The following is a 24,494-nucleotide window of genomic DNA, read 5'->3' on the forward strand; positions in this document are numbered from 1 at the left end:
CTATCCCTTATCGTAAGGGGGAAACGGTGTCCTGTCTTTCATGGGGCTCGTTCAACGAGCTACCGCGTTACACGTATGGACACAGCATGACTAAAAATATCGTCTTGATCGGTCTGACGCTTGCCCTCGGCGGTTGTCAGAGCATGAAAGATCTCGGGAACAGCACCGTCGAGTACATCAAAGAGTCCCGCACCACGCCGATGGAGCGTTACCTCGCGGAGCAGCGCAATCCTTTTGTACCGCTTGGCACCTTCGACCCCGGGTTGGGTGGCAGCCAAGGCGAGGCGTGTCGCGACACGACCCATAACCGAACTGTTTCACCGGTCGACGTGCAGTTCGTCATGGCCGCCAGCAAGGCTGGCAATTCGACTTGCCAGCATGTGCTTGGCACGTTCTACGAGAGTGGCAACGGCGTGAGCCGGAACACTGCCACTGCCAGGAAACTTTACCTGCAAGCGGCGCCAGCCGATCCATACGCCTATGTGGAACTCGGACGCATGGCGCGGGACGGGATTGATGAGCCGGTCGATTGGGTGAAAGCCCGCGATTATTACACCCGAGCCGGCATAGGCGGTGTGGTGGGGTTGGGTGATCTGATGGAGCAGGGCAAGGGCGGTGCGCAGGATGAGTCGGGTGCTTTGAAGCTGTACGTCGATGCTACCGAAAAATATGACGACCCGGCTTGGACGGCAACGCGCCCGCTGTTGGCCAGAGGGCTGAAGCTCGATGCTGAGCGAGAGCAGAAATACAATCGAATATGGACTGAGGGGCTTATACGCGCTGTACGTTTAAAATTCTGGCGTTCATCTGAGCTCAGTCGGCTCGATTTTCCCGATCAGCCAAGGACCGTCAAAATACTTTTTCGGTTCTCGGCCGGCAATCCAAAACCCAAGGTTTACTTGGCTGAGAGTTGCGGGGATTCAGGAATCGACAACGTCGTAGCGTCTACGGTGTATCGGTTGGAAATGAAAGATCCCTATAGGGTTCCAGAGGGGCAGGAAACGTTCGACTTCGTGGCGCCGATCGTCCTGTCCCGGAGTGCCAAACGGGGTTAATGGAATGGAAGGGGCGGATATATTTGTTCTTGAATAAATCCGTACCCTTCTCTTAATGATGTACTTGGAGTTATTCATGAGAAAAACCGCACTGCTGATGTTGAGCCTGGTTCTGACGTTGCCTGGCTGTAAATCCAATGTCAGGGATTCCTCTCCCTCACTGCTTAACAACGGTATCCAACTCCAGCAGAACAAGGTCGATGTCGATGACCAGCACGCCAAGGTCATCATGAAAGCGACAGGCACCGTCATCCCGGTGGAGTTTTCGATCAGGCGCGCGGCGGATCCTGATCGGCGCATGGACGTGCAGGGAACCGTGGTGGATTCCGGTCGTGGCAAAGTGTTCGGCTGGATTGCCAAGCTTAACGAGGTGACCCACAGCGCGACCTTGAAGCACTTCCCCCAATTGGAAGTACAGGCTGATCCCGATCAGCCATTCGAGGTAGCGGCCTATGCCACTGGCCAGAGTATCGGACATGGTTACCGCTGCGGTCCGATCAGCAGAACGTTCACACCGCAGAAGGGTAAGGTTTATCTGGCGGAGGTTCAGTTTGTCAGTGGGGGTTGTGAACTGCATGTCTATGACACTACGCAGCCTCAGGAGCGCATTCCTGTTGCAGAAAGCTCACAAGCCAATGGCTAGAAGAAGCACAGATGGTATTTGAGGAACGTTGCAATTTTGCGTAAAGGGGAGAAGGGCGGATTTATTGGATTCGCTAGATTGATAGATAAATCTGCCCTCCTCTGTTTTCGCATTTGAACGTAAAACGGGCGACCTTATAGCCGCCCGTTTTCATTCATTCAGCCGCCTGCGCCCGCAATCGCCTACCCAGCACATCCATCACATCACACCCATCGCGCAGCGCTATCGTCAGCATTTTGCAAAAGTCGGAAAGCACCAGCGTGTCCGAGCTGATGTCCGAGCGGAACGCGATGTTTTCCAGCAGCTGAGTCACGGTGCGGATGCGGTAGTCAGCGGTTTCGAAGAGGACGTCCAGCGGGGCTTCGGTGTCGATCAGCAGGGTAGCGGGGATGCAGTCGATGCCAGTGATGGGCATGTATCGATTCATGAGTTGTAACCTCGTTTTTAAGTGAGAGCTACCAACTAATCGTCGCCAAACGAATGGTGGCAGCTGTACGCGGGTTGGCGAACCGGAACGAGGTACCGGCAGACCCGGAGATCTCCCGCGTACAACTACCATTGTGGTGGCAGTATCACTGATGCGGGGACGCCTGCAAACAAGCAGATCGCTCTCGCACCTCGTTGCCGGGTCGCCAAACCCGAGTCGCCATTTGGGCGACGAGGAACTATAGGCCGCCCCACTCAAGCGCCACAAGACACCGCTTTCCGATCTTCACGTAGGACCTTGGCCCTTGAGGTCGCTGTATTCCCCTACATCAACGTGCAGCTATCAACGGGGTGGAATCAGTCGTCCAGTTCGACCAATCACCATGGCCTGAATTCCTCAGGGAGCGAAGAAGAGGCGAAAAAAAGCCCAGCCAAAGGGCCGGGCTCGTTTCATTCCTTCTCTCTTGATTCATCATCTTCATCAAGGGGCATTCTTGGTTTTTTTTGCCGCTGTCGGATGACAAACACCCCGGCAATGGCCGCCATTGTCGTGCCAACCAAGCCGGCTGCTGGGCCGACGTGCCCTAGCACTGTCATCAAGGTTCCCAGCAGGAGAACGCCGAATGCCAACGCAGCACCGTAATGTTGCCCTCGACCTTCCCGGCTTTTTATATGTTGAACAGTGGTTTGGCGTAGTTGCGCTTCGCTGCGCTGTATTTCGTGGCGATGGGCCTGTTCCCGCTCCGCCATCTGGAAAATGCGCTCAGCTCCTCCCGGTACGGCTTTATCATATTCGATTAACTGGCGAGGTGGCGGTAGCGGGCCGGAGTGCCGTTCTTCATGAACAGCAATGGCAGTAATCAGGATCTGTTGTATTGCGGCTTTGCCTTGAGGGGTCTGAAGAAGCTGCTGAATGGCCTCTGTCGGTTCATCTTCAAGGGTTTCCAGTGCTTGCCTTACTTCTGCCTTCAGTTCGTATGATTCATGATCTTCGTGTTCAACGTCGTTTTCTTCACGAGCCATACTTTATAGCGTCCAGATCTTTTTGAATTCTCGGTGATAACTCGGTGCTTCTCAGAAGCTTATCGGCCTTGGCTATATCGATACCGATATTTTTCCAGTCCCTCGCCAACGCATGACTATCGGCGCTCATGCTAATCAAATTCTTATAATCTGTTTTATGGCGAGACTTGATATGCGCTGTCGCACTGTCATGGAGGACGTAGTGGTTGCTAATGTTGTCCTGAGGGTAGGTCAGCATCTCCTGGCACTTAGCGTAGTAACGCTCCATCTCATCGCCCGGCTCCGTATCCGGATAAATTTCCAGCAACGAGCCCAGCGAGTCGAGGTCGAGGTAGAAAGTGGAGGACGATTTTAGCTTCTTCATTTCCGGGAGCGCCTTGAGTGAGCGACCGCTAGCCTGAGTGCTGGGAAGCCTTTTATACAGGATCTGGACCTGATGCGTGAAGAGGTGAGGTGTTTCTCAATATAGTCAAAACTGCTGGACGATAGACATCCTTTTGATGAGAAGGTGCTCGCGAGGCTTACCATCCCGTCAGGCTGCATCCGGTGTGCGGATCTGGGATTTGATCAATGTTGATCGATCAAACCCATTTTTTGCGGCAGCATACGTCGCATGCTCACACGGACTCGTAGACCATGCAGAACCCTTCCCGCAACGCGCTGACGGCCCAACTCTCCACCACCCCCGACGACATCCCCACCCGCACCGCGCTGTACCGCGACCTGCTCGATACCGGCGAGGCCTCCCTGGATGGCCTGCGAGTTGCGGCCGGCCTGGGTGACCCAGCGGCTATCAGCGCCGTGGGCCAGTTGAACGCCACGCCCCATATCAATCGCCCGGGTCCGTTGCTGGCGCAGCTTCGCGGTTTGCCGGTCGATCATCTGGAGTTGGAGGATGCCGAGCCGCAGTGGTGCGATGCCTTGGCCGGGTTGCCGTTGCGCACCTTGGCGCTCCATTACCCGCGTTTCAGTTGCAGCCAGGAGATCTGGGACCGTTTGCCGACCGCTGTCCTGGAGGCGTTGGAGATCAACGGTTACTGGCGCAATGACGGCGATACCTCTTTGCCGTCGCTCGAACGCCTGCGTCGGTTGAAGTTGGAAACCCGTAGCCAGGATTTCGACGATGACTTCTTTCGCCAACTGGGCAGTGGCCGGTTGGAGGCGTTGTGGCTGAACAATTGTGATGAAGTAACCGACGAAGGCCTTCGCGCCCTGGCGCCTCTCAAGTTGCGCTCGCTCACCTTGCACGACGCGGGGGAGCTTACGTCGCGGGGGATGGCGCAGTTGTGCGGTCATCCGCTCGAACAGCTGTCGATCAGCAATGGCCGCAGGATTCTGGATGAGCCTTCCTGGCTTCGTGATTTGGGCAAGTTGCGTTCCCTGAGCCTGAACGACTGCTCCGCAACGGATGCCATGCTGCCTTTCATCCGCGACCTGCCGATTGAACGGCTTGCGCTCGGTTCTTCGTATGTTTGCGAGGAAGGGCTTGAGGCGCTCGAAGGCATGCCGTTGGCCGAGCTGGATCTCAAGGCGTCGCGGATGGTGATCGAGCGGCTCGATGTGCTGCACGCTTTCCCACTCAAGCGCCTGGTGCTCGCCGATATCCAGGGGATCGACGCGCAGACCTTGGGCGACTTGCGTGGCTTGGCCTTGGAGTCGTTGGATCTGTCGCTGAACGAGCTGGGCTGGAAGGAGCTGAAACAATTGGCCGGCCTGCCGCTTAAACGACTGAGCCTGAGTTTTTGCCAGGGTGTCGATGGCAAGGTCTTGCGCAAGCTCGTCGACCTGGGATTGCCCTTGGAGCAGCTTGAGATCAGCGGCCTGGATTTGCGCGATGACGACCTGGCCTGCCTGCGCCATCTGCCGCTGCAACGCCTTGGCCTGTATGAAAGCCCGTGGCTCACCGATGCCGGCGTCGCGCATCTTGCGCATTTGCCGTTACGGGACCTGACGCTTGAGGCCGGGCCTGGGGAGTCGCAGCTCACGTCCGCCATGGTGTCGGTGTTGGAGCAGTTGCCGCTGCAACGGTTGTCCTTGCGTAACGGCGCCGGGATCAGCGCGCAGGGGTGGGATCGCCTGGCCCGGTTGCCTGCGCGAGTGGTGGGGCCGGGTATCTGACGCGGTGTTCGCAGGCGCAAAAAAAGGCACTGGCGATTACCGCCAAGTGCCTGGTTTACCGGGGTTCGCTCAGGAGTGAGACGCAGCGGGTACGCGTCTGCCCAGGCGGATCAGTTCATTGGAGAAACACAGCCCGAGGATAATCAACCCCGCGCCGGCGTACAGGCTGTCCCTCGGTACTTCATTGAGCACCACAAAGGCCAGCAGCGCCGCGAACAGCGGTTCGGTCAGTTCCAGTGCCTGCACTTGGGACGGCTTGAGGTATTCAATGGCTTTGGTGGTGCAGAAGAAGCCGAGGATGGTCGGCAGCGCCGCCAGGGCCAGCAACGCGGCAATCGCCAGGGTGGAGAATTCACCGATCACGAAGCCGTCTGCCGCCGCCGGCATCAGCAGGTAAAGGCTGCCGAAAAACAGCAACTGGCGAGTGAAGTGCAGCCCGCCCGACACGCCCATGCCTTTCATCGCCACCGAAAACGCGCCATAGCCACAGCCCGCCATGACGGCCAGCGCCGCGCCCTGTAGCGTAAAGCCCTGCTGGAGATCGGCGCCGAAAATCACCGCGATCCCGGCGATGGCCAGTGCCGCGCCGACCGTGGCATTCGCCGTGATCGTATCCTTCAGGAAGAGGCGCCCCAGGATAATCGAGGAAATGGACGCGCTCGCCATCAGCATCACCACCACACCCGCCGCCGCGTAATGCCGGTAAGCGGAGGTTTCGAAGTGGAACAGCACGAAGATGCCCAGAAACGCGCAAATCGCCGCCTGCCACCACTTGGCCTTCGTCGCCGGCCCCTTGAGGAAAAACAGCAGGACCGAGAGCAACAAGCACCCCAAAACAGTCTTGATGACGGCGACGCTGCTCGCCGTGAAGCCGCTGCTCATCAACACTTTGCTGAGGACACCGATGGTGGCGTTCAGCGCGGCGGCGCAGAGGGCAAAGATCACGCCTTTGCCGAAGTGGGTTTGCATGGGGAACGGTCCTTGTTATTGAGAGGCGTGCGGCAGGATACCGGGGTGTATCGAGGGAGCAAAGATCACTTCAGTGATCATCCATCAGTGGCCGTGGCGCGACTTCCAGGACATGAATTCTGATGGTCGTAACCCGTAGCGTGCTAGTACCCCTTCATGCAGGCGGCGGAGTTCTTCGACGATCAGTGCTTGCACTTCTGGCTGCTCTCTTTCTGAAACGTGTTCCGCTACCGAACGTTGAATACATGACAACGGGTCAAGCTCTGGGTGAGTGATGGTTTCTCGAATGGTCTTTTTGATGAGGTCTCGCCATGCCAGGCGTAAAGGGTCCGGCTCCGCAAGATCTTGCTTGATTGCCAGATACTCCAGCGTCGAGCGTTCGTAGGCCCAGATGTACAGGTCGCGAAGCAGCTCTACACGGGTCATTTCGTACACGCCCAACGTAGCGCGGCTGTAGGCCTGCTCCGGTACATCCAGAAAGGTCAGCGGACAAAGGTTGGCACGGAACAAGGGGAGATTCGCTGCCAGTCGGGATGTGCGTTTATTGATGTCGGCAAACGGCTGTAAATAGGGCAAGTGCACCATCATGAAGAAAGATTGCTCGAACGGGTCGGCAATCTGATTGGCTTTGCCAAGCAGGACGTCCAGCGCATCTTCGATTTGCTGTGGCGTTGAGAGTGGGCGATAGGTGCTTTTTCCGATGTCGACGGCGTGCTGGCGAATTCGGCCCTCGTCCGCTGGATTGGGCAGCAGGTTTTCGGCCAGGGCGCTATGCAGGTTCATCAATGTGTAACGGTTGAACTCGGCACTCTCGATGTTCTCGACCAAAAGCTCGATAGCTGTCTTATGATTCAAGATCATCTGCGTTTCTATAGCGGCCTTGCCCTGTGCTGCCTTGCCTTGCTCAATGAGTTGTCGCGTGTCGAGCCGTGAGTAAGTGTTTCCCTCCAGATGGCTGGATGCCCACGACAGATCAATCAGCAAACGATTCAGGACCGCCCGGCTGTAGGTGCCTGCTGGCTCCGTCGCATCAGCGGTTTTACCCATCCGGTGCAATTGGCGCCGCAACGACTCAGGTAAGTACCACGTCTCGTTAGGGCGATAGGTGTCCAGAAAATCACGCTGGTAGCCCACGGGCTTGCGCGCTTCAGTGGGCTGATTGATATAGGCGAGTATGTCCTGGCTGTCAGCAGACAATGGGATAAAGGCTGGGAAGGCGTCGGTGTCGGTGTTCGAAGCGTGGGTTTCAGCCCGGTGTTCTGTTGCGAAATAACGCCGTGCCCTGCCTTCGCCTTGCGCAGTGATCTGGCTGCTTTCAATCAAGTTTGCAAGGATGCGCTGCGCCGTTCGCCGGGCAATTTCAGGGTGCCGGGTCAAGAGCTCTGAGAGGCTCACCCCGTTCCCTGATGCCTGGATACTGTTCAGTATGTCGGTGGTCGAAGGCATGGTTGTTGGCGCTGTTTGAGGAGATCTTGGCGCAATTATGGCGCAGTTCTCAGAACTGCGCCATTTTCGGGGGAGGGTTTGGCGCAGTTTTGATGAACTGCGCCAAACGTCATCGCATTCCTCAGCGTCTCGCTAGGCCGTCATTAAACCGGGATGGCGAGCGAAAACACTCATTCGAGCACAAAAATGCACTTGCGATGATCGCTAAAAGTGCCTTCGTTCTCACAGAAGTCGCTATTGCCAAAGCCAGTTGTTTGTCAGTCATCAAGGGCGGGTTGTAGGTCGCATGATAATACGAAGCCGCCTGCTCGAACGACGCACCGCGGATCTCCCCATCCGAACCGATGAACGTAAGGGCGTCACTCTTTGCCGATTTGAAGAGCTCTGGGATGTGGGATATCAGCGCTGTCGTTCCCCCGATGAGTAGTAATGGCGACAACGTAACAACCGAGAGTGCTCTTTCCACCGGGTTGTCGATCTGACGGGCCGGGCTTTCCACGCTGATCGACGCCATGAAGGTGATAGCCAGTACTTTCCATGATTCCATTCTTATCCGCTTCCTTTCGTGCCACGAGTTTTTCAGCGGAACGTCAAACAGCGTTGCAACCAGGCTTTCGTTTGGGCTTGTCTGCGCTCATGCTGAATTTCCCTGACTATCAGAGCCAAGCTGTGCCAAATCGTGCTTTCTCGATGCCAAAGAAAAACCCCTGAAATCCATGATTTCAGGGGTTTGGGATTGGTGGGCCGGGGTAAGTTGAACCTGGGCTTTATCATATTGTTTTTCATAATTAATGTCTGTTAGGATTTTTAGCTGGAATACCAACTGGAATACCAACTGGAATACCTTGCGAAATTGCACTCCGCTTTATCGCCTGCTTGCATTCGATATGAAGGCCGTTCACATCCGCGCTGACTATGCTCGTGTGCATGATGAGTGATCAACTGCATGCAGCTCTGGCGGGGCAACAGGAAGCAATCGGCCAGAAGTAGGCGCTGGGAGATGTCGACGAAAACAGTGCCTATACAGTCGCGCTCCCAATTGCAGTCGAACTGACATAGTCGGCTACTGAAATTAATTTTTCTACCATTTTCACCAAAGGCCAAGTGCTTGGTAGCGCTGCTGCTTCAAGTCAAGCTCCGGTGAACTTTTCACTAGTCTTAATACGTGTCTCAAATACCCCGCTGCAGCGGCATAGTCGCGCATTTGCTCGCACACTTGAATGAGGCGGACCAGTACATGTGGTTTGGATGGTGATTTTCGGTTAATTGCCTCAAGAGCTTTTCGAGCCGCCGAAAAATTTGCTTCCAATCCATATACAGTCGCCAAGAGGAAATCATATTCCAGAGAGTCTATACCTAACACCTTTTCGTCAAGAAGCATCGCTTTTGCAAGATCAATTTCTCGGAGAGACAAGTAGGTTTTAATAGCCAGAATATGTATCGACTTAGCGTCGTCGCCTTGAAATTTAGCGTTCAGGCTTTCGCGCTCGAACATATCTTTAAATTCGAAAAGTCTATCGGCACGATAAAGCGCATTGAGTTGCTGTAGCAGTGCATCATAGTCGTGAGTTCGAGAAAACTCTATTTCGGCAATCCTTGCAGCCTTTAAATAATCACGCTCCTCTAGAGCGTCAACGACCGATGTCGACCAATCTGATCCAGCAAGCTCACTCGAATTGGTTACAGCGTGTCTCGGACTATTTAATTGATGTTGTCTGGCTGAATCAAATGCAATGCGCAGAGAGTCAATGTCAGAATACCTATCCGATGGCACTCTTTCCAAGCAACGAAGGATGAAAGCGTCAATTGAGGGCGCGATACTTGCGTTAACTTCACTTGGTCGCCTGAAAGGAGCATGGCGACGAACCTGAGATGGCGTGTCATGGGGAAGCTGACCAGTGAGAAGTTGGTAAAGCAATACGCCAAGGCTGTATATGTCACCACGAAGCAGATCTTCGAAAGAACCTTTGCGAGAAACGCTGTCGGAGTACTCAGGAGCAGCATAAAGAACTGTACCGCCATTCTCTCTTGTCCTGACATAAATTTCTTCAGGAAGGGCGGAACTTCCAAAGTCTGTCAGTTTCACCAAGTCCCCTGTGCCAACGAGAATGTTGTGTGGCTTGATATCTCCGTGGGAAATCGGAGTTTGGAAGTTTGCCAGAAAACCAACAGCGTCGAGAACCTGAGCATAGATTCCGAACAAGCGCTCAAATGTGTTACCAAAGTGCTGAGCTCTTTGCTCCAGTTTTTGCGCCAGGCTCTGACTGGGAAAGTATTCCATCTCAATGAAGAACCACTCGTTCTCCGGAGGTACTCTTCCCATATCTAAAATGCGAACAATGTTTTTATGTGTGTCAATGTTAAGAAGCTCTTTTCCTTCCGCGAGCATTCGATCATCTTTGGTCAAATCTTTGGGGATTTTAACCGCTACGATCGCACCATCAATAAGTCTCTCTGCACGCCACACCCAGCCGTGACTGCCATCACCCAAGCATTCAAGAAGAAGGTATTTGTCACCCAAACGCTTGTTAGTGCCGGGTAAAAAGTGTGCAGATTTTATATTCATAGCAACCTCTCGCAACGAACCTGAGTTAGCAGCAGGCTTGCGCGGCCTTCAATCTCAAAGATGAGTCGACTGAACAGTACCACCGTATTTCGAACTGGCGGTACCTGAACCCCAGCTGCTGATTTAAAACCTCGCGTGCATCGTTCCAGAAACCTCTCTTTGTTAGGTGCAGAGACGACCCCTTTGCTCCACGCGCAGAGAATCAAAACCGAAGGGGAATCCCCCCATCTCATGGAGGTTTCAAGCAAATTGCAAAGCTTTTCATCAAGCTTTCGTTGCCCCCGATCAGTACCGTCGAATCTCTCAAACTCGATCAGGACATCAGGAGTTCGACTCTCAAGACTAAACCAAGTCGAGTCTGGTCGAATATCCGCACCATGTGTCATTGGCGCCGGGCATTCGGTGACTGCCATAAAACCAAGCTTATGACCTAATAGATTCCAAGCGCTGCAGCCCAGGCTATGAACCAGCACATCTTCGTCGCGCACTCCCCAGCTGCTTAGCATTGGGTAACAGCTATCTATGAAACCTAGTGAGCTCATCGAGTCCCTGATGCAGGCAACCAAATCAGTCATCCAAGGAGCCCCAGACGCGTAAAACTTCAGGTGATTCACCACCATGAATCAAAGCTTTACCACCGACCTTTACTAGAAGGGGTGCAGGAATTGATCGGCCACACACAAGAGCCTCACCTGTTGAGAGACTAGAAAGCTCATCCAAATCTGCCTTGCTCACCATGTCCGACGCTTTGGCAATAAAGCGCTGATCATCTGGATTCTTCAGACGCATCGTGATCAACGTGTTGCATTGCGATGTTACGTCCGCATCAAGCTTCGATGGACGCTGACTGACAATCGCAAAGCCAACCCCAAACTTACGGCCTTCACCTGCGATCTTTTTGATGATGCGATGACTAACGGCGTTACCACCCGCGGGAGCAAAGTTGTGGCCTTCCTCATAGACCAAAAAACATGGCCTCAAAGGATCCGTCTTACTCGAGGCAGCTTTTAGAATCTCACTGGATATCAATGCACAGATGACTTGCTTTGCAGTGTCACTCAAGCCTTGAAGATCGACCACAACCAGCCGCCCCTGACGATTCGAGGGGCGACCCACCATCCTGTAAATATCAGTTGGCGCGGCCATTGCTGCTGAGTAGAAACTTTGTGCCTCATTGAGCACACGCGATAGCTTCATCGATGCTACGGCGGCGCTTCGGCCATTCAATGCCTTGGACTCTGCCTCTGACAGGTCATCCCACTCTCGCAGCTCCTCTAGCCCGTCACCTAAAAGGTGACGCAGGCGATTGATATCCCTTGGTTCGATTTTATCCGCGGTCCTCCAATAGCGGATGGCTACATCCAGGACTCGCTGCTGAGGCTCACTTAAACCCGGCAAAATCTCAGCCACATCATCCATTTCGAAGTGATCAAACTGAAGCGCAAGCTGAATATTTTTGCCTGCGTATTTATGCTTGAAGGATTCAATTTGAGGCGTGTACACCTCAACGCCAGCGCCGACCTTTTGCAGTCGTTCAAGGGTGTCCCGAATTTTTGGAAGAGCTTCACGATCGCGCTCATCTTCAATATCCGAAAGGCCATCTGAAAAATTAAGCTGTCCTTTGGCTAATGCTTTGCCGTATTCGCCATGCGGATCAAAGACGACGACAGTTCCGTTATTGAGCGCTACAAGCCGCTCAATAATGCGGCCAACGGTGTATGACTTGCCCGAGCCCGTCATGGCCAGCACAGCCATGTGCTCGGTCACTAGTTTGTTTACATCCAGAAAGACCGGTACCGTGTTCTCGCCACGCTCATAACCAACGAGATTGCCCAAGTGAAGGCTGGTGTGCTCGTTGAATTCATAAAAATCGCTTAGAAACTGAAAGTCCACTGTTTCCACTGCTGCCCCAGGATCAAGGGGGCGACGTGGAATTTTGATCTGGCGCGATTCTGGGTCTCGGTAGCCGACGAGCTCAAGGTTGGCGAATAGATTTTCACCTGTGACACTGGCCCCGGGCAGTAACTCAAGCTCTGTCGCTCCGTCACCAAAGCCTGCGTTGAAAAGCATGTTAGTCCGGGTTATGCGCGTCACGCGCCCAAGCACAGGAACAACGCCTTCATCTACTCGCTCCTGATGCATGATGCGCACGAACTCACCTCGGCGCACAGAGAAAGAGTCCTGCACGACCATCGTCAGTTGCGCCGCGTCACCGGTATTGCCGACCAGCTTTCCTAGTACCTTATGCTTCATGACTCGAACCCTTCGTCAAGACCGGACAGCCACGTGCTCTCTACCTCATTATTACGCAGCGCTTCGTTTAAACCCTGCCGGTAGTAGGCGGTGAATTTTTCCAAAATTTGTAGTTGCTGCCTGCTCAAGAGCTGCGGCAATGGCATTGCTTTTTTCTGGCTTTGCATATCCAAAATCATTAGGCGCGATGCCACAGTATCCAGCTCATTGGCACTCCAGTCAGACTCCTCACCGGCCAACTGGGCCATTTTTATTTCGCTTGAGCGAGCGCTTCGATAATGAAATCCAATCAGACCTTGTCCGACTTCACTAGCGGGTTCCATACGCGGACTATTTTCAGTCATCCGAAACGCAATCGTCCGGTTAAAGCTGCCTAAAATCCCGTTTATAAAACGAGTGTCACCGATGCCCAGCAAACGTTCTTCCAACCCCTCAAGCTTCGCAGTGGAATCGGAAGAAAAACCATCAGTAAGCAAGATGTGCTTACGCCCTTCTTCGGTTCGCAAATCCTGCCGAGCAATGCTTACTATGGCGCTAAATCGCTCAGCCAGAATGCTTGCTAGTACTGGACCTTCCTGATTCCAGGGAAAGAGATCCTGCCGGTGTTTTTGCCAAAATCGTTCAATTGCAACCTGCGTTTTCTCATACTCGGACCAGTGGCGTGCATTCCGCTTCAAAGGGGCCATGTCCCGGTCAATAAAGAATGGCGTATCAATCAGAATCAGATTGGCTGCTCCACCTTGCGCCAAAAGGCGCTCCACTAGGGCATAGCAGTGGCGCATCTCCACCAGATCCAGACGCTTTCTCTGAGCTTCGAAGTCAATATCATCCAGCTCCGACACAGAGTCAGAGCCTATTGTGCTGACCTTGTTGTCATGTATAAGGAGATCTGTCCTTACTGCAGCAGACGCATAAATGAAACCGCCGAGCGCGCGCTGGATACATGAATGGCTAGCGATACCGGACACCGCCAGATTGACCACCGAGGGTCTATTAACGGCCTTAATGAGACCTGTGTCCCGGAATAAGGGAGCCATAAGTTCGATGTCTCGGATCTGCTTAAGAAGACGGCCTGCGCTTCCGGGTAAGCGCAGTTGGCTATCAATCGCCAGAGCCTGTGCGAGATTTGTTGTCTTCATGAGTTACGCTTCCCCCTTCAGGTTTTCTGCAAACGCCCAGTACTTTGATGTCTGCAGAAAAGCCAAGCCCGCCTGAGTCAGACCTTGCTGATTGAGTAATCCACCCTGCTGCAATCGGTCAATACTTTCAGGCAAGTCAAAATGTGCCAGATTCAGCAGAGGCACTGCGAAACCATGTAGCCGGTCCATTAGGCTTGCGGCTGTTGCGACTTCGAAGCCGTAGCAGCAAACCATCACGGTCAAGTCCTGTGGATACAACATAATCTCAGACTGATCATCTTTTGCGACGGGCGCCAATGCTTTGCCTGTGTGCCGGTTAAGGTCTTCGAGGAACTCCGTTACCAAATGAGCGTGATCCAGTAAACTGATGGACCATAGCGGCAGCATTGTTGCGGCAAACAGGCCGCTGCTTGAATGAGACTTCCAGTAACGGGTATGGCCTCGATGATCTCCACCTTGCACTCCTTGCAATTGATACATCACTTCTTGCGCGACGATGCTCTCTGCCGAGTTCGCCCCAAGGACAATAGGATGATCAGATGAAAACTCAACAACCCAATCCAGAGCTGAAAGGAGTGGGCCTTCTTTGTAAGGCGGTAGCAGAAGCAATGTGCATCCCGGCTGACGTGCCCAAGTCGAGCATGCCGTCTGCAGCTCGCTCGACTCCTGGAGCTGCTTACCTGTCATAAGGACAAATCCAGACTCTGGCAACTCAACAGCCGACGACGTCTCAATAGCCAAGAGGCTAGACAAAAAGCGACCACGCCGATGAGCAAGCAATTCGGGAGTTAAATAGAGTTTCACGCTCCGTCCCCGAAGTAGAGTTGCATCTTCAAAATGCCCTTGCCGACCAGTGCCTCTTGTACTGCATTAGTGAGCATTGGATTGTTACCAGCATCAATGGCGGCCGCCAGCTGCTGCCAGCTGGCATAGTCAAGCCCGGTACCGTTCAACAACTGGCTAGCTCGCTTCTCCCATTGCATGCGCTGCGCATCCAGAGTCATCTGCAGATCATGCAGGCTTAGCTGAGCTACCTTTGCCAATTGCACAGGCTCAGGAGAAGGTTCTTTGCAAGCAAAAAACAATGGCATAAGTACAGGCACATACTGCTCGTTCAGCCCCCTCACTTGATAATCGCGACGAGTCTGAATTGCATTTTCGATTTTCGTGATCGCACCGCCAACCGTATGCAATTGGGCATACACTGGGTTCAACAGACGGTCCGGCACCTCGCGGATTGCACCAAACTGCCCCTTTCGGGCTTGCTCTCGAAATTTCTCTCGCTCGTTTTTTGCGGACTCTCCCAAATCCTCAAACGCATCGCCAATCAGAGCCAGCTTCTGCATCAGTTGGGCCAATTCTTTAAGATGAGCTGGCTCTGCATAGTCGGCTGGCATTGGCTCAAGCTGGTGTGCAGCTACTTTGCAGCGTGTTTGCAACTCGGCCAGATAGCCTGTCACTTTGACAAACTTCTCCTTGCCAGCCCGATAGGCGCTCATGATGTGGCCGCTGTTATCCGCAAAACTTTGCTGTGAGCCTGTATCGATATTGACGCCTGCTTCATCTGACAGCAGGCGTAGCCGCTCCGCTGCCTTGTCGAGCTGTAGTGAGCGCAGGTAATGCAACAAGGTCTCTGAACTGGCAGATCCTTCGGTTTTCGCCGTACCACTGTCGTTCTGATCTTGCAAAGCACCGTCCAAAATGTTCGATACCGTCTGCAACGAAAGCGTGAACAAGCTGCGGGGAAATAAACTCAAGCCTTGGCTATCCGCATCGATATCGCTGATAAGGTTATTCATGCTCTGCTTGATCTGCTGGGCAGCCTTATCCACGTACTCGGCAAACAAGCGTGCCTGCTCTACACGTTGGAAGAGTGGCTGCGCTTTATCGTCCAGTCGCAAGGTGTTGACGTTTCCAAGGGTGATGACGGGAGTCAACTCTGGTTTGACCCGCGCTACGCGTGTAATTACTTCTGTGCGACCTTGCAGCAGCGATGGAAGTTTTTCGGCAACCAAGACCAACTCATCTGTGGCCACCAAGCCCAGAGCCTCTTCATCGACTTTGAGCTTGTCGAACGCTTTACGTGCCGCCTTGAGCTGGTCGTTCGCCTCGACCGTCTCTATACCCGCTGGAGATTTACCTAAGGGTGCAAACAAGCCTGGAACTCGGTCGTAGCCAAATACACGCTCCAGCATGGCGACAGTCGCTCTATAGCCATCAGAGGTTCCCCCATCAAACCAGTTCTTAGCTTCAACAATGGAGTTATCGAGTTTAGCGCGAGGATATGTTTGCCATTTCGCGTAACTTGCCGTGGCATCAGTCAACTGCAACAAGTGCAACTCTCCGCACCACCACATCCAGTCGTCAAACACATTCTTCGGTGTCAAGCCCGCGTGCGACAGATATCCCCAATACCAGTCGCGCTTTGCCTTTGCCAAAGTCCACTCCTGGGTCTTGGCCGGGTTAGAGATACGTGCCAGAAAGTGTGGAAACTGGACTTGTGATTGCTGTGGATTGGCCAGCTCGGAGAACAGCCCAGCGTGCTCCTCTTTACCATATCCAAGACTTAGAAGTTTGTTCGGCAATGCCAAGCGTTGCATCAGCGACGCGACCTCTTCGGCGTCTATGCCATATCGGGTTTCCAGATCATTCAAACCTAACAGGTTGGGCTCTTTAACTGCAAACAGAGTCCATGCGCCTAGCAACAATTCTCGATCCTGCGCATTGATCTTGCCTGTAGGTTTCAGCGGCCAGGCGATCAGACCCCGCTCATTAAGCCGCCGCCGCCATTGCTGCATGGCTTGATAAGCGAAATCTCGTAGCGCATTAAGCTTGCTCTTAAACTTACTTGTTAACCGCGAATCGTCCAGCACAAAACCTTTGCACTGCTCAGGCAGCAATCCAATGCGTTCCAGCTGGTCCACTTCACTGGGGTTCAAGTAGTAGAGCAGCAAGTCGTCCTTAAACTTCTCGCTTACATCGCCCCGGTTGTATTGCTCCATCAAATGCGTTGATGTGGTAAACGCCATTACCGGGAAGCGGCCTTCGTCGGAATGGCGCATGGTGGCCAATTGGTGCAAACGGTCCAGTTCATCACGGTTATTCACCCAGGCAAACCAAACGAGGTTTTCCGGGTGCAACTTTAACGCATCGCAGAACAACAACCCACCGCGCTGTCCAGAGCCTTGACCGCTTAGGCTAGTTTGAACTGTGATGCTCTCATTGTTGGCATAGGGCGTCTTCGAGTACTGCCAGTTTTTGTCCAGTAAGCGCATCAAGCCTGTCAGACGCACCTGAAAGCGCAGACCGATATTTTTTCCGCCGTCCTTTAGTAAACCCTTCATAGCTACTTCGTGCGCGTCGGCATCGGCTGGATCTCGGAAGATCATCGAGTTGTGCTGCTGGTTGCGGTAGCGCAGGTCCAGCCGTAGCAGCATCGCCACGCTGGGACCGATGTGCGTGGCTTCTTCATCTGGAAGTTGCTGTTCGCTGCCTATCAGTTTTTGCCAGAGCGCATCTGCCGCAAATTCCACAGCCGGATGGTCGTACAACAAACTCAGCAGATGCTTGAATTCAGCACGCGACAGTGGCAGCAGCAGCACATTTTGTTCTGCCTCGTTGATTGCAAAAGTTCGCAGATTTTGCAGCAAAACGCTCAAGCTGAGTGCTTGCTCGACTGCGGGGTAAAGCCATTCGTCTTTCTCACGTTTGAATTTGGCATCTTCCAATGCTTGGCGACATTGCAACTGATCAAACGGAATTTTCCGGTAGAGGCTAGCCACCGGCTCACCGTCTTCGTTAGCAAGAGTTAACAGCTCTATGCCGCGCGGCGGACATTGACTTAAGGAGAGTGGCAGTTGCCCATAAAGCAGCTCCTGCGCAACCGCCCTCAGGCCGTGGTCGCGGGTCTTGATGCCTTCAATGGCGTGGGCATCCAGAACATGCCCTGCGACACGCCCCGAGCTTTCAGCCACCGCATCGAACAACTCGCCTATAGCGGGGATGGATTTTCCTGCAGCTTCGTACTGGGCCAGCACGGCATCCACATTGGCCATGATCACGTTGAACCAACCAAAGTTGGCACCGCTCATGGCGTAAGCCGCTTCGACCAAGCCGGTGGGGTAATCGTGCGCCAGTTTGCGTTCGGCCTTCAGTTGTCCCACATAGTCTGAGACATCGGCAAAAGCATTGTGCTCCAGCTCCACCAACTCGAAGCGGCGAGCTACTGACTGAATCTCACGCAGTTGCTGGCCCAGCAGTGGCGAACACAAGGCCACGTAGCGCAACCATGGCAATTTACGACGTGGGTCTTCTTCTTTGATAGCCTTACCAATCAGACGAATAGCTTGGCCATCAAGACGTTTGGCATCGTCCTGCTCCATTCCAAAGGTCGCGGCCTCAGCAACGGTTTCCAGTTCATCAAGCACTACTAGCAAATAGGCAATACCGAACTTTTGCAGATAGGCATAAGCCGCCTGCACCAGCCGCACCACCAAGCCGTCCTCCTCATAAAGCGCTTCATCGCTGTGTAGTTTATCCAGCTCCAAAAGGTTTGCGAGTTGACTGGTATCAAAGCCTGCCGGATTGAGGCGATGCAGCGCCTGCTCAGCAATCTTGCTCTGGATCGAGCCATCGAATTTGCGTGTAGCCAATGGCAACAGAGCTTTGTACAGGCCGAAGCCAAACCAGTTGTCCGAGTTCTGGTAGTCCGATGCTACTTGCGAGTAGCGGATATACAGCGCTAGGTACTTATCTTGCGTAGCCTGATCAAACAGTTTTTGGTCAGCCAATGTGCCGCTCTGATCGCGCACAAACCAGCCTTTTGAACAGTCGTTGATCTGCGCAATTAGCTCATGCCCCAAACGTGACTTGCCTCGACCCCACTCCGCCTCTACGGCGAATACATGGGCGAAGTGATCAGCATCTTGGTCCACGGTTTGAATGAAGGTACGGTAGCGCTTAAAAAAGCGACTCTGGCCCACAAGGGGGTCGCGCGGCGGGTAGTCCGACACACCGGTCGCCGCCCAATTGTGGCGTTTGGTAAGGTTATCGATCACCTCGGTATTCAGCTGATCCATTTTGCTCACGACACTTCTCCATTGTTCGCGATACCACGCGAGCTACATCTGCGTTCATCGCGCATCGCTTCTGCGCTGAGTCTAACGGCCTGCCACAATAAGCGGCCGGTACGATTGAAAACCTTGCTACCCGGCAGCCTAAAGCAGGCATCGGCAAACAATGGATTAATTTGGTACTGGCCGTTCTGGCCGCTTGATCCGTCTTGGTAACGCCACACTCGGCGGCTCAATAGTAATCCTACCAGCGGTGCGAGCTGTGCGTTCAACTCGACAGGTGTCGGTGTATAGGGGAAGCAATGTATCCCCAAAAGGCTAAGGCTCTTCAGTAGCAACTCGGCCAAGCTGCCACAACGGGTTTCATCACCCTCTGGCCCCTGTACCAAAATCGAGATTTCACCTGGGCTGAAGGCGTTCTGCCCACTGGAAAGCTCCAGTAACAATCCTCCACGAGCCTCGGCTTTCCACACATCCTGGACGTACACCACCATGGTCAGCAGTAGTGACCAAGGAGTTGCCAACACCCAGCCCATGCTGGGCTGATCGCCAGTTTCGGGAGCCGCGTCAAACGAACCGTGCAGTACGTAGTTCACACCAATGGGGCGCGTCACCTCTAATATCCCTGGCAAAGCCAACAAGCGGCCTTTGATCCAATTCTGCTGCGCCTCCATGCCCTGAGCATCTATCGGCGGTAAAGCGGGCAGCACATCTTGCAGGTGTTGAGACAGCTCCGCAGCCACAGCCAGCACGCGCATTAGCGCAGGCATCGCGGCGGGTTGCTCAAAACTAACATCCAGCAGTTCACGTTCAAGCGAAGAAAAGGGGCTGGCGGTGAGTCGCGCGTCGGGGATACCTGCTTCTACCCATGCCGCAGCCCCCTGGAGTGCACTCACCAAGCCCCGCAGGGGTTCACCGTCTGGCATTTGCCCGGCTTCTTTACAGCGCGCCGCTGCGAGAGCGACCCAACTGTTTCGCACTTCGGTTAGCTGTGCCAGCAACGCACATACCAGCTCATCATCACTTGCCAATCTGGGGCGAACTGCAAGCAGGCGGTGACTAATTACCCAGCCGACCTGAGAAGTTTCCGCCATGGGATGTACCAAACCACCCAAAAGATCAGCTAGCCCGCCGTCGGCATCTGCCGCCAAGCCGTTGGCAAGCAATTTGCGCAGACGTTGGATCAGAGAGGGCAAGGCAACGGCCACGGGCTAATACTCCTGCGCTTGGGCCAGCAGACGGTACAGCTCGTCCAGGTCGCTAAACAGCTGCTGGCCGCTTCCATCGATGCCATCGGTTTTTAGGCGATTCAAAATGCTACGATCGACGCTTTCATTACCGCCTTCAAGTAATACTTGAGCTGCTTTCAGTAAACTTTCATCGAGCCGGCCTTCGATCACGGCTTCGACTAAAAATCTAGCCGCCCTAGTTAACTCTTGAGCAAAGTCGACTGCCTTTCCCGCTGATGAAAACTGGTCATCTGCAATGTGCGCAATTGAATCCCAGCCCTTTATTTTTAAAGGTAACGGGATTCTAATTCGCGATACGTCGCCTGGATGTATTCCAGCGGAAACTCCTCTCGCGACTGACTGCCACTGTATGTAACCAGCATCAGAAGTCAAATAAGAGTGCACGTACGACGCCGGCAGCGAACCCTCTTTAATCCTTATAACTAACACCTTCGAGGAGGGAAGATTTTCGCCATCGGCATGATAAATGGATACATCTCTACCAATATATTTTTTGTCGTGAGCTCCACAAGTAAGCAATATATCAAATTTCTTTAGATACTTACCTCTTGATGGTCTTTCAACCTTGTTGAACGGCCCTTTTAAAAAAAGACCGGTGCAGCTCCTAGAGGTTGCCTGCGCAACAGCCTCAGAGCTGTTTTCGGACTCTTCTCGAGTATTGCCAGTAAAAATTTCAGAAGATATTTCACCTAGGGTGACAAATTCATTTTCACGAAAATACTGGTCAATTTCGGGAGGGTAGGACTCAGGTGTTAAGACATCGAATGCAGCTTTAAAACTCATCCGAAAAAACTGTGATTTATATTTTTTGTAATCTGATAGCGCAGCATACTGCTCTGAGTAGATTGCATTTTGACCAGCGACAATTTTTCTAGCCCAAGCTTTAAGGCTCTCGGCTTGATGAATTTTTTCGCCAATGTAAATTTGAGCGCCATTATGAAGCTTGAGTAACGGGAGGCGCTTAAAATTATAAAGATAAATATGTTGCTGAACTGCTCCCCCGGCCTCTCGACTCATAAATGCTTGACCGTATTTTGTGGTAAGCCAAGCTGCAACGAAGTGCGAATTGTAATTGGTGCCTGTCAGGCTGAATTTGATGGTGTCTTGATTTGAGTTAGCGACAGGTATCGAATCAGGAAGTACAGCTAGTCGCCCAACCGTACCTGAGGTTGAAACAATTATATCCCCTGCTTTAAGTGCAGACTTCGATAAAGTGGAATGGGTTTTTTGGGTCACGTAGGAGAGTGAGGCCTCATCAATTAGTGGGCTCTCAATTGCCTCCGCCTTTATAAAAGGAACCCCTGCTTCCGCACCATCCCAAACAATATCATTACAAAGTGCGTAGGCGCCAAATTGCCAAGGCTCACAAACTGAACCAATCGCCTCCAGCTCAAATCCAGCGTTCTCGATTAACTCTCTCGCTGAATAGAACTCCTTCGAATAAAAACCAGTATCCAATCTTTCAGGCGAAAAGTCTGCAGCGGGAACTCGGACGATAGACTCCATCACTCACCCCGCTTATAGGCGCCAACGATTTTATCGAGGTCGTTGGGCACCCCCGCTGAGTAATCCTCGATATTGTTCTTCACCACATAGCCCAGCGTTTCGGCTACAGCCATAAACACATCGCCTTGCGGTTCCGGCAGGAATTGCTCGGTGTGCTCCTTGCTGGCGTTACGCTTTTGCAAGTAAACCACAGAAGTTTTGGCACCTGTTCCGGACAGTTTGAAGGTGTCGGATGGCAGTGACAAAACGGCTTTGACGATGGCCTTACCACCGACAAACTGGCCAGTTATCTCATCCTTTTTACCCATGATGTATTCACGCACATATCGGTCGCCAGAGTTACACAACACGCCATCGGGTAACACGATCATCAGGCGACCACCAGGACGTAGCAATTGGAGGCAGCGGTCGATGAATAACACCGCAGGGTCGATGTTAGCCCCAACCGGTTTCCAATTGCCTTTGCCATCCGGCTTGCTACCCAATGCCAGGCCGCTAGTAGAGGGGAATAATTTGTATTGTGCCTTTTTGCTGGTGGAAATATTACGCAAATCGGTACGGTAGCCAGGCCACTTGGGCACGCCGTCTTCATTCAGGTACAAGTCACCGGTGTCCTCCCACTTCATCTGGAGGTGGTCATAGTAGGCAACGTATTCATCCACAACTTTTTCAGTGGGACGGAAACCACCGAGCACCTGTTCCATTTGGGCTTCGTAGCGCTCTTTGGATTCCTTGCCCTTTTTATCGCTGGTGAACTTGGGCGTTCCAAAAGGTGGGTTGGTGCAGATTAGATCAAAGCAGTTGGGCTTGAATGCGTTGGTGGTGAGCGAGTTGTCGGTGTAAAAAATTTTGGCTTTTGGAGCACCTTGCAACGCCATGTTTACGCGTGCCAGCATCACCATGCGCGGCGCAGCATCGGCACCAGTAAATGCAGTGTCGCGTAGAGTTTGCTTGAGCTTCTCTTTTTGCGCGTCGCTCATACCACCTAGGTGATCGACCACGCTTTCGATATGACTAAGCGCCACCGAGCCAAACCCGAAGGAGCCGCAAGTGGGGTCACAGAAGCGAAAAGCGCCCGAGACAAGGCGCTCCATGATGGCGTTGTCTTGCTGGATATCGTGCATGGCGATTTCCAACATTGCCTGTTTCACCGGATTAGGCGTGAGGTAAACGCCCAGACCCCCCTTAGATTCAAAGTTTGCGCGTAGGAATACGTCGAACACGCGGCCCAGCAGATCGCCTGCCACATCAGCCAAGGTGCCCTCTTCTTTGCCCGCGATCGCGCGGCCTTGGTTGTCGGTTACCGGCCCCAAGTTTTGCATAGCTTCTAGCAAGGTGTGGTAGTTTTCCGGCCGGGTTAGACGCAGATGCGAGTCGCTAGGGAAAATGGCGTTACGGCTTCCGTCGTCACTGACAACCACATAGTCTTCGTGGGCTTTGAACACTTCGAACGCGGCTTTGATCTGTTCCACCGCCTTTGCGCCATGCTTGGCAACATACTCGTAATCGAAAACCTCGCGGAAACCCTGGGTTCTTCCCTCATGGTCTGTAAAGTTGAGCTCTTCGCCATGGTGCACGCGGAAGGTCTCGAGAAAGAGCAGTTTTGCTACTTCTTCGATGATGTCGTTCTTGTCGTTGACTCGGTCTTTTACGGTCTGAAACACTTGCTCGTGGAAGGCATCAAATCTATGCATCAGTCTGGTGTAGATGCGCATCGACCAGCGGAAGGTCGGGTCTTTTTCCAGCTTTTCGTAATTGCGTATCAGCTCGATGGACGGCACCTCATCCACCGAGTGCGTACCGTCGCTACCATCTACACCAAACAAGCTGTAGCAACGGCTATTCTTGTTGTCTTGCATATGAGCAAATACTGGCCAGTCGCCGTTCACGCTGGACAGCAATTCATAGGCGAGTTGGTCAAGCTTGTCTTCTCGCGAGTATTCCCAATGACCAGGCTCCAGTGCGACCAGCAGCACTGATGGTGTCTGATTTCCTTGGTCCTCGCCCCAGATTAGTCCGGCTTTTACGAAATCGTGTTCAGACGCCAGCGGCGTATGCTCGGTGTACTCAAGGTACTGAGTGCGGATTTCTTGGTAGCGTTGGTCCAGTGTTTGTACGTTTGCCATGGTTATCCTGTGTTCCGTTTCAAGCCAGCTTCAGCAGCGGGCCTTTAAATTCGAGTCGTGCATCTTGCGTTGCAGCCGTGCGTAGCATGGGTTCGGTGACCACCATCCCAGCAGCCAACTTGCCCATCAATTGCGTCAGCGGCATGGGGCGCCCGGCTTTTTCCAGCAAAGCCACCAGTTCATCCGCCAGGCTATTACTCTGCCTGCTTGATATGGCCTCCAGCTCATAGGCACGTTCACCGGTTGGTAAATCACAGCGACGCACGCCAGGCAAACAAGCCAACCAGAGGCGAACTTGTTCCTCGCGCCAATCCAATTGTTGCCACAGTGAGGCGTGCTCAGCGACTAGTTGTTCGAGCGTGGATGGCCCACTTTCCAGCGTGTGCTGCACGGCGTCGACAAGATTGAGCGGACTCATCTGGCCTGCTCCCCCTCTGAGCCAGCATCACGGTTACCGCATTGCTGGGATTTGATCCAAGCCTCCAGCTCACTTCGCTTAAAGCGCCAAGAATTGCCCACCTTGAAAGCCGGTAATCCCGAATTGGCAGCGAGCCGATAAATCGTCCGCTCGTTCACCTTTAGGTACTCAGCCACTTCCTTGATGGTCATAACTTCATCATTCATAGCAATTTTCCATGCTTGGAAATTCAGCCGAATACAGAGAATGTCAAAAGAGTACAAAGAAATACAGTTGTTTTTGACAGTTTCGCGCTGATATTTGCGTGCAGTTGTACACCGTCGTATTCGGGATTTTTAAGCCCCGTAAAAAGAGCGGGGCGCTGGACTGCTCATTTTTTAGGAGCGGACGCCTTTTTTCATAGGTAAGCGTCCGGGCCATAATTGACGTTTGTAGTGGTCAACTAATCCCGGACACGACGTTAAGTTTTTCCTCGGCCCGCGCT

The 24,494-nt window shown here is 53.2% G+C and carries 21 protein-coding genes; 3 read left to right on the forward strand and 18 right to left on the reverse strand.

The genetic code is table 11. From position 1 onward, the window contains the following. Window positions 1–1,055, forward strand: a 1,055-nt coding sequence (locus tag ACODSJ_RS23185) for a tetratricopeptide repeat protein (protein WP_489103963.1), incomplete at its 5' end; no start/stop codon positions are given. A gap of 76 nt (window positions 1,056–1,131) precedes the next feature. Beyond that, entirely contained in the window at window positions 1,132–1,698 is a 567-nt protein-coding gene (locus tag ACODSJ_RS23190; RefSeq protein WP_489103964.1) for a hypothetical protein, read from the forward strand. 154 nt (window positions 1,699–1,852) lie between these two features. On the opposite strand, the gene ACODSJ_RS23195 is transcribed toward ACODSJ_RS23190, so the two are convergent. From ACODSJ_RS23195 to ACODSJ_RS23205, 3 genes are all read right to left on the reverse strand, one after another. Beyond that, window positions 1,853–2,125, reverse strand: coding sequence for a hypothetical protein (locus ACODSJ_RS23195; RefSeq protein ID WP_489103965.1), 273 nt, complete (start codon window positions 2,123–2,125; stop codon window positions 1,853–1,855). Between the two features lie 449 nt (window positions 2,126–2,574). After that, window positions 2,575–3,147: a DUF2335 domain-containing protein gene (locus tag ACODSJ_RS23200; protein WP_489103966.1), complete on the reverse strand. Its 573-nt coding sequence runs from the start codon at window positions 3,145–3,147 to the stop codon at window positions 2,575–2,577. Beyond that, window positions 3,137–3,511 carry a hypothetical protein gene (locus tag ACODSJ_RS23205; RefSeq protein WP_489103967.1) on the reverse strand — a complete coding sequence of 125 codons (375 nt, stop codon included), beginning with the start codon at window positions 3,509–3,511 and terminating at the stop codon, window positions 3,137–3,139. Before ACODSJ_RS23205 ends, ACODSJ_RS23200 begins: the two co-directional genes overlap by 11 nt. Before the next feature lie 272 nt (window positions 3,512–3,783). On the opposite strand from ACODSJ_RS23205, the gene ACODSJ_RS23210 reads away from it, so the two are divergent. After that, window positions 3,784–5,265, forward strand: a complete 1,482-nt coding sequence (locus ACODSJ_RS23210) for a leucine-rich repeat domain-containing protein (protein ID WP_489103968.1) — start codon at window positions 3,784–3,786, stop codon at window positions 5,263–5,265. Window positions 5,266–5,334: 69 nt separating this feature from the next. Here the strand turns inward: ACODSJ_RS23210 and ACODSJ_RS23215 are convergent, their stop codons facing one another. The 15 genes from ACODSJ_RS23215 to mads1 all read right to left on the reverse strand — a co-directional run bounded on the left by ACODSJ_RS23215 (window position 5,335) and on the right by mads1 (window position 24,216). After that, window positions 5,335–6,234: a DMT family transporter gene (locus ACODSJ_RS23215; RefSeq protein ID WP_489103969.1), complete on the reverse strand. Its 900-nt coding sequence runs from the start codon at window positions 6,232–6,234 to the stop codon at window positions 5,335–5,337. Between the two features lie 84 nt (window positions 6,235–6,318). Next, the gene (locus ACODSJ_RS23220; protein WP_489103970.1) at window positions 6,319–7,680 is read right to left on the reverse strand and encodes a Fic family protein; all 1,362 of its coding nucleotides are present in this window, start codon (window positions 7,678–7,680) and stop codon (window positions 6,319–6,321) included. Window positions 7,681–7,801: 121 nt separating this feature from the next. Continuing rightward, window positions 7,802–8,227, reverse strand: a complete 426-nt coding sequence (locus ACODSJ_RS23225; protein ID WP_489103971.1) for a DUF2388 domain-containing protein — start codon at window positions 8,225–8,227, stop codon at window positions 7,802–7,804. An 87-nt stretch (window positions 8,228–8,314) separates the two neighbouring features. After that, a complete protein-coding gene (locus tag ACODSJ_RS23230; protein WP_489103972.1) occupies window positions 8,315–8,539 on the reverse strand; it encodes a hypothetical protein in 225 nt (74 codons plus the stop codon). A 231-nt stretch (window positions 8,540–8,770) separates the two neighbouring features. Further along, complete coding sequence (locus ACODSJ_RS23235) at window positions 8,771–10,246, reverse strand: protein kinase domain-containing protein (protein WP_489103973.1); 1,476 nt, start codon at window positions 10,244–10,246, stop codon at window positions 8,771–8,773. Then, window positions 10,243–10,734 (reverse strand): hypothetical protein, encoded by a 492-nt coding sequence (locus ACODSJ_RS23240; RefSeq protein ID WP_489103974.1) that lies wholly within the window; start codon window positions 10,732–10,734, stop codon window positions 10,243–10,245. The genes ACODSJ_RS23235 and ACODSJ_RS23240 overlap by 4 nt, the downstream gene beginning before the upstream one ends. Window positions 10,735–10,813: 79 nt before the next feature. Continuing rightward, window positions 10,814–12,499 (reverse strand): ATP-binding protein, encoded by a 1,686-nt coding sequence (locus ACODSJ_RS23245; RefSeq protein ID WP_489103975.1) that lies wholly within the window; start codon window positions 12,497–12,499, stop codon window positions 10,814–10,816. Further along, the gene (locus ACODSJ_RS23250) at window positions 12,496–13,638 is read right to left on the reverse strand and encodes a hypothetical protein (RefSeq protein ID WP_489103976.1); all 1,143 of its coding nucleotides are present in this window, start codon (window positions 13,636–13,638) and stop codon (window positions 12,496–12,498) included. Before ACODSJ_RS23250 ends, ACODSJ_RS23245 begins: the two co-directional genes overlap by 4 nt. 3 nt (window positions 13,639–13,641) lie before the next feature. Then, window positions 13,642–14,442, reverse strand: a complete 801-nt coding sequence (locus tag ACODSJ_RS23255) for a hypothetical protein (protein ID WP_489103977.1) — start codon at window positions 14,440–14,442, stop codon at window positions 13,642–13,644. Continuing rightward, on the reverse strand, window positions 14,439–18,725 hold the full coding sequence (locus tag ACODSJ_RS23260; protein ID WP_489103978.1) for a hypothetical protein: 4,287 nt from the start codon (window positions 18,723–18,725) through the stop codon (window positions 14,439–14,441). Before ACODSJ_RS23260 ends, ACODSJ_RS23255 begins: the two co-directional genes overlap by 4 nt. Beyond that, window positions 18,722–19,918, reverse strand: a complete 1,197-nt coding sequence (locus ACODSJ_RS23265; protein WP_489103979.1) for a hypothetical protein — start codon at window positions 19,916–19,918, stop codon at window positions 18,722–18,724. Before ACODSJ_RS23265 ends, ACODSJ_RS23260 begins: the two co-directional genes overlap by 4 nt. Before the next feature lie 3 nt (window positions 19,919–19,921). After that, entirely contained in the window at window positions 19,922–21,466 is a 1,545-nt protein-coding gene (locus ACODSJ_RS23270) for a restriction endonuclease subunit S domain-containing protein (RefSeq protein WP_489103980.1), read from the reverse strand. Beyond that, window positions 21,466–23,592, reverse strand: coding sequence for an HsdM family class I SAM-dependent methyltransferase (locus ACODSJ_RS23275; RefSeq protein WP_489103981.1), 2,127 nt, complete (start codon window positions 23,590–23,592; stop codon window positions 21,466–21,468). The genes ACODSJ_RS23270 and ACODSJ_RS23275 overlap by 1 nt, the downstream gene beginning before the upstream one ends. A 19-nt stretch (window positions 23,593–23,611) precedes the next feature. Further along, window positions 23,612–24,010, reverse strand: a complete 399-nt coding sequence (locus ACODSJ_RS23280) for a hypothetical protein (RefSeq protein WP_489103982.1) — start codon at window positions 24,008–24,010, stop codon at window positions 23,612–23,614. Then, window positions 24,007–24,216 (reverse strand): methylation-associated defense system helix-turn-helix domain-containing protein MAD1, encoded by a 210-nt coding sequence (gene mads1, locus ACODSJ_RS23285; protein WP_489103983.1) that lies wholly within the window; start codon window positions 24,214–24,216, stop codon window positions 24,007–24,009. The genes ACODSJ_RS23280 and mads1 overlap by 4 nt, the downstream gene beginning before the upstream one ends. Window positions 24,217–24,494 lie beyond the last annotated feature (278 nt).

The sequence above is a fragment of the Pseudomonas sp. FG6 genome, from assembly GCF_057809015.1.

Bases quoted from the DNA above. Each gene is read 5' to 3' on its own strand.
- ACODSJ_RS23210 (WP_489103968.1), top strand. From the start codon at position 3,784: ATGCAGAACCCTTCCCGCAACGCGCTGACGGCCCAACTCTCCACCACC.
- ACODSJ_RS23280 (WP_489103982.1), bottom strand. From the start codon at position 24,010: ATGAGTCCGCTCAATCTTGTCGACGCCGTGCAGCACACGCTGGAAAGT.
- ACODSJ_RS23270 (WP_489103980.1), bottom strand. From the start codon at position 21,466: ATGGAGTCTATCGTCCGAGTTCCCGCTGCAGACTTTTCGCCTGAAAGA.
- ACODSJ_RS23225 (WP_489103971.1), bottom strand. From the start codon at position 8,227: ATGGAATCATGGAAAGTACTGGCTATCACCTTCATGGCGTCGATCAGC.
- ACODSJ_RS23200 (WP_489103966.1), bottom strand. From the start codon at position 3,147: ATGGCTCGTGAAGAAAACGACGTTGAACACGAAGATCATGAATCATAC.
- mads1 (WP_489103983.1), bottom strand. From the start codon at position 24,216: ATGAATGATGAAGTTATGACCATCAAGGAAGTGGCTGAGTACCTAAAG.
- ACODSJ_RS23245 (WP_489103975.1), bottom strand. From the start codon at position 12,499: ATGAAGCATAAGGTACTAGGAAAGCTGGTCGGCAATACCGGTGACGCG.
- ACODSJ_RS23190 (WP_489103964.1), top strand. From the start codon at position 1,132: ATGAGAAAAACCGCACTGCTGATGTTGAGCCTGGTTCTGACGTTGCCT.
- ACODSJ_RS23220 (WP_489103970.1), bottom strand. From the start codon at position 7,680: ATGCCTTCGACCACCGACATACTGAACAGTATCCAGGCATCAGGGAAC.
- ACODSJ_RS23205 (WP_489103967.1), bottom strand. From the start codon at position 3,511: ATGAAGAAGCTAAAATCGTCCTCCACTTTCTACCTCGACCTCGACTCG.
- ACODSJ_RS23215 (WP_489103969.1), bottom strand. From the start codon at position 6,234: ATGCAAACCCACTTCGGCAAAGGCGTGATCTTTGCCCTCTGCGCCGCC.
- ACODSJ_RS23235 (WP_489103973.1), bottom strand. From the start codon at position 10,246: ATGAATATAAAATCTGCACACTTTTTACCCGGCACTAACAAGCGTTTG.
- ACODSJ_RS23250 (WP_489103976.1), bottom strand. From the start codon at position 13,638: ATGAAGACAACAAATCTCGCACAGGCTCTGGCGATTGATAGCCAACTG.
- ACODSJ_RS23195 (WP_489103965.1), bottom strand. From the start codon at position 2,125: ATGAATCGATACATGCCCATCACTGGCATCGACTGCATCCCCGCTACC.
- ACODSJ_RS23275 (WP_489103981.1), bottom strand. From the start codon at position 23,592: ATGGCAAACGTACAAACACTGGACCAACGCTACCAAGAAATCCGCACT.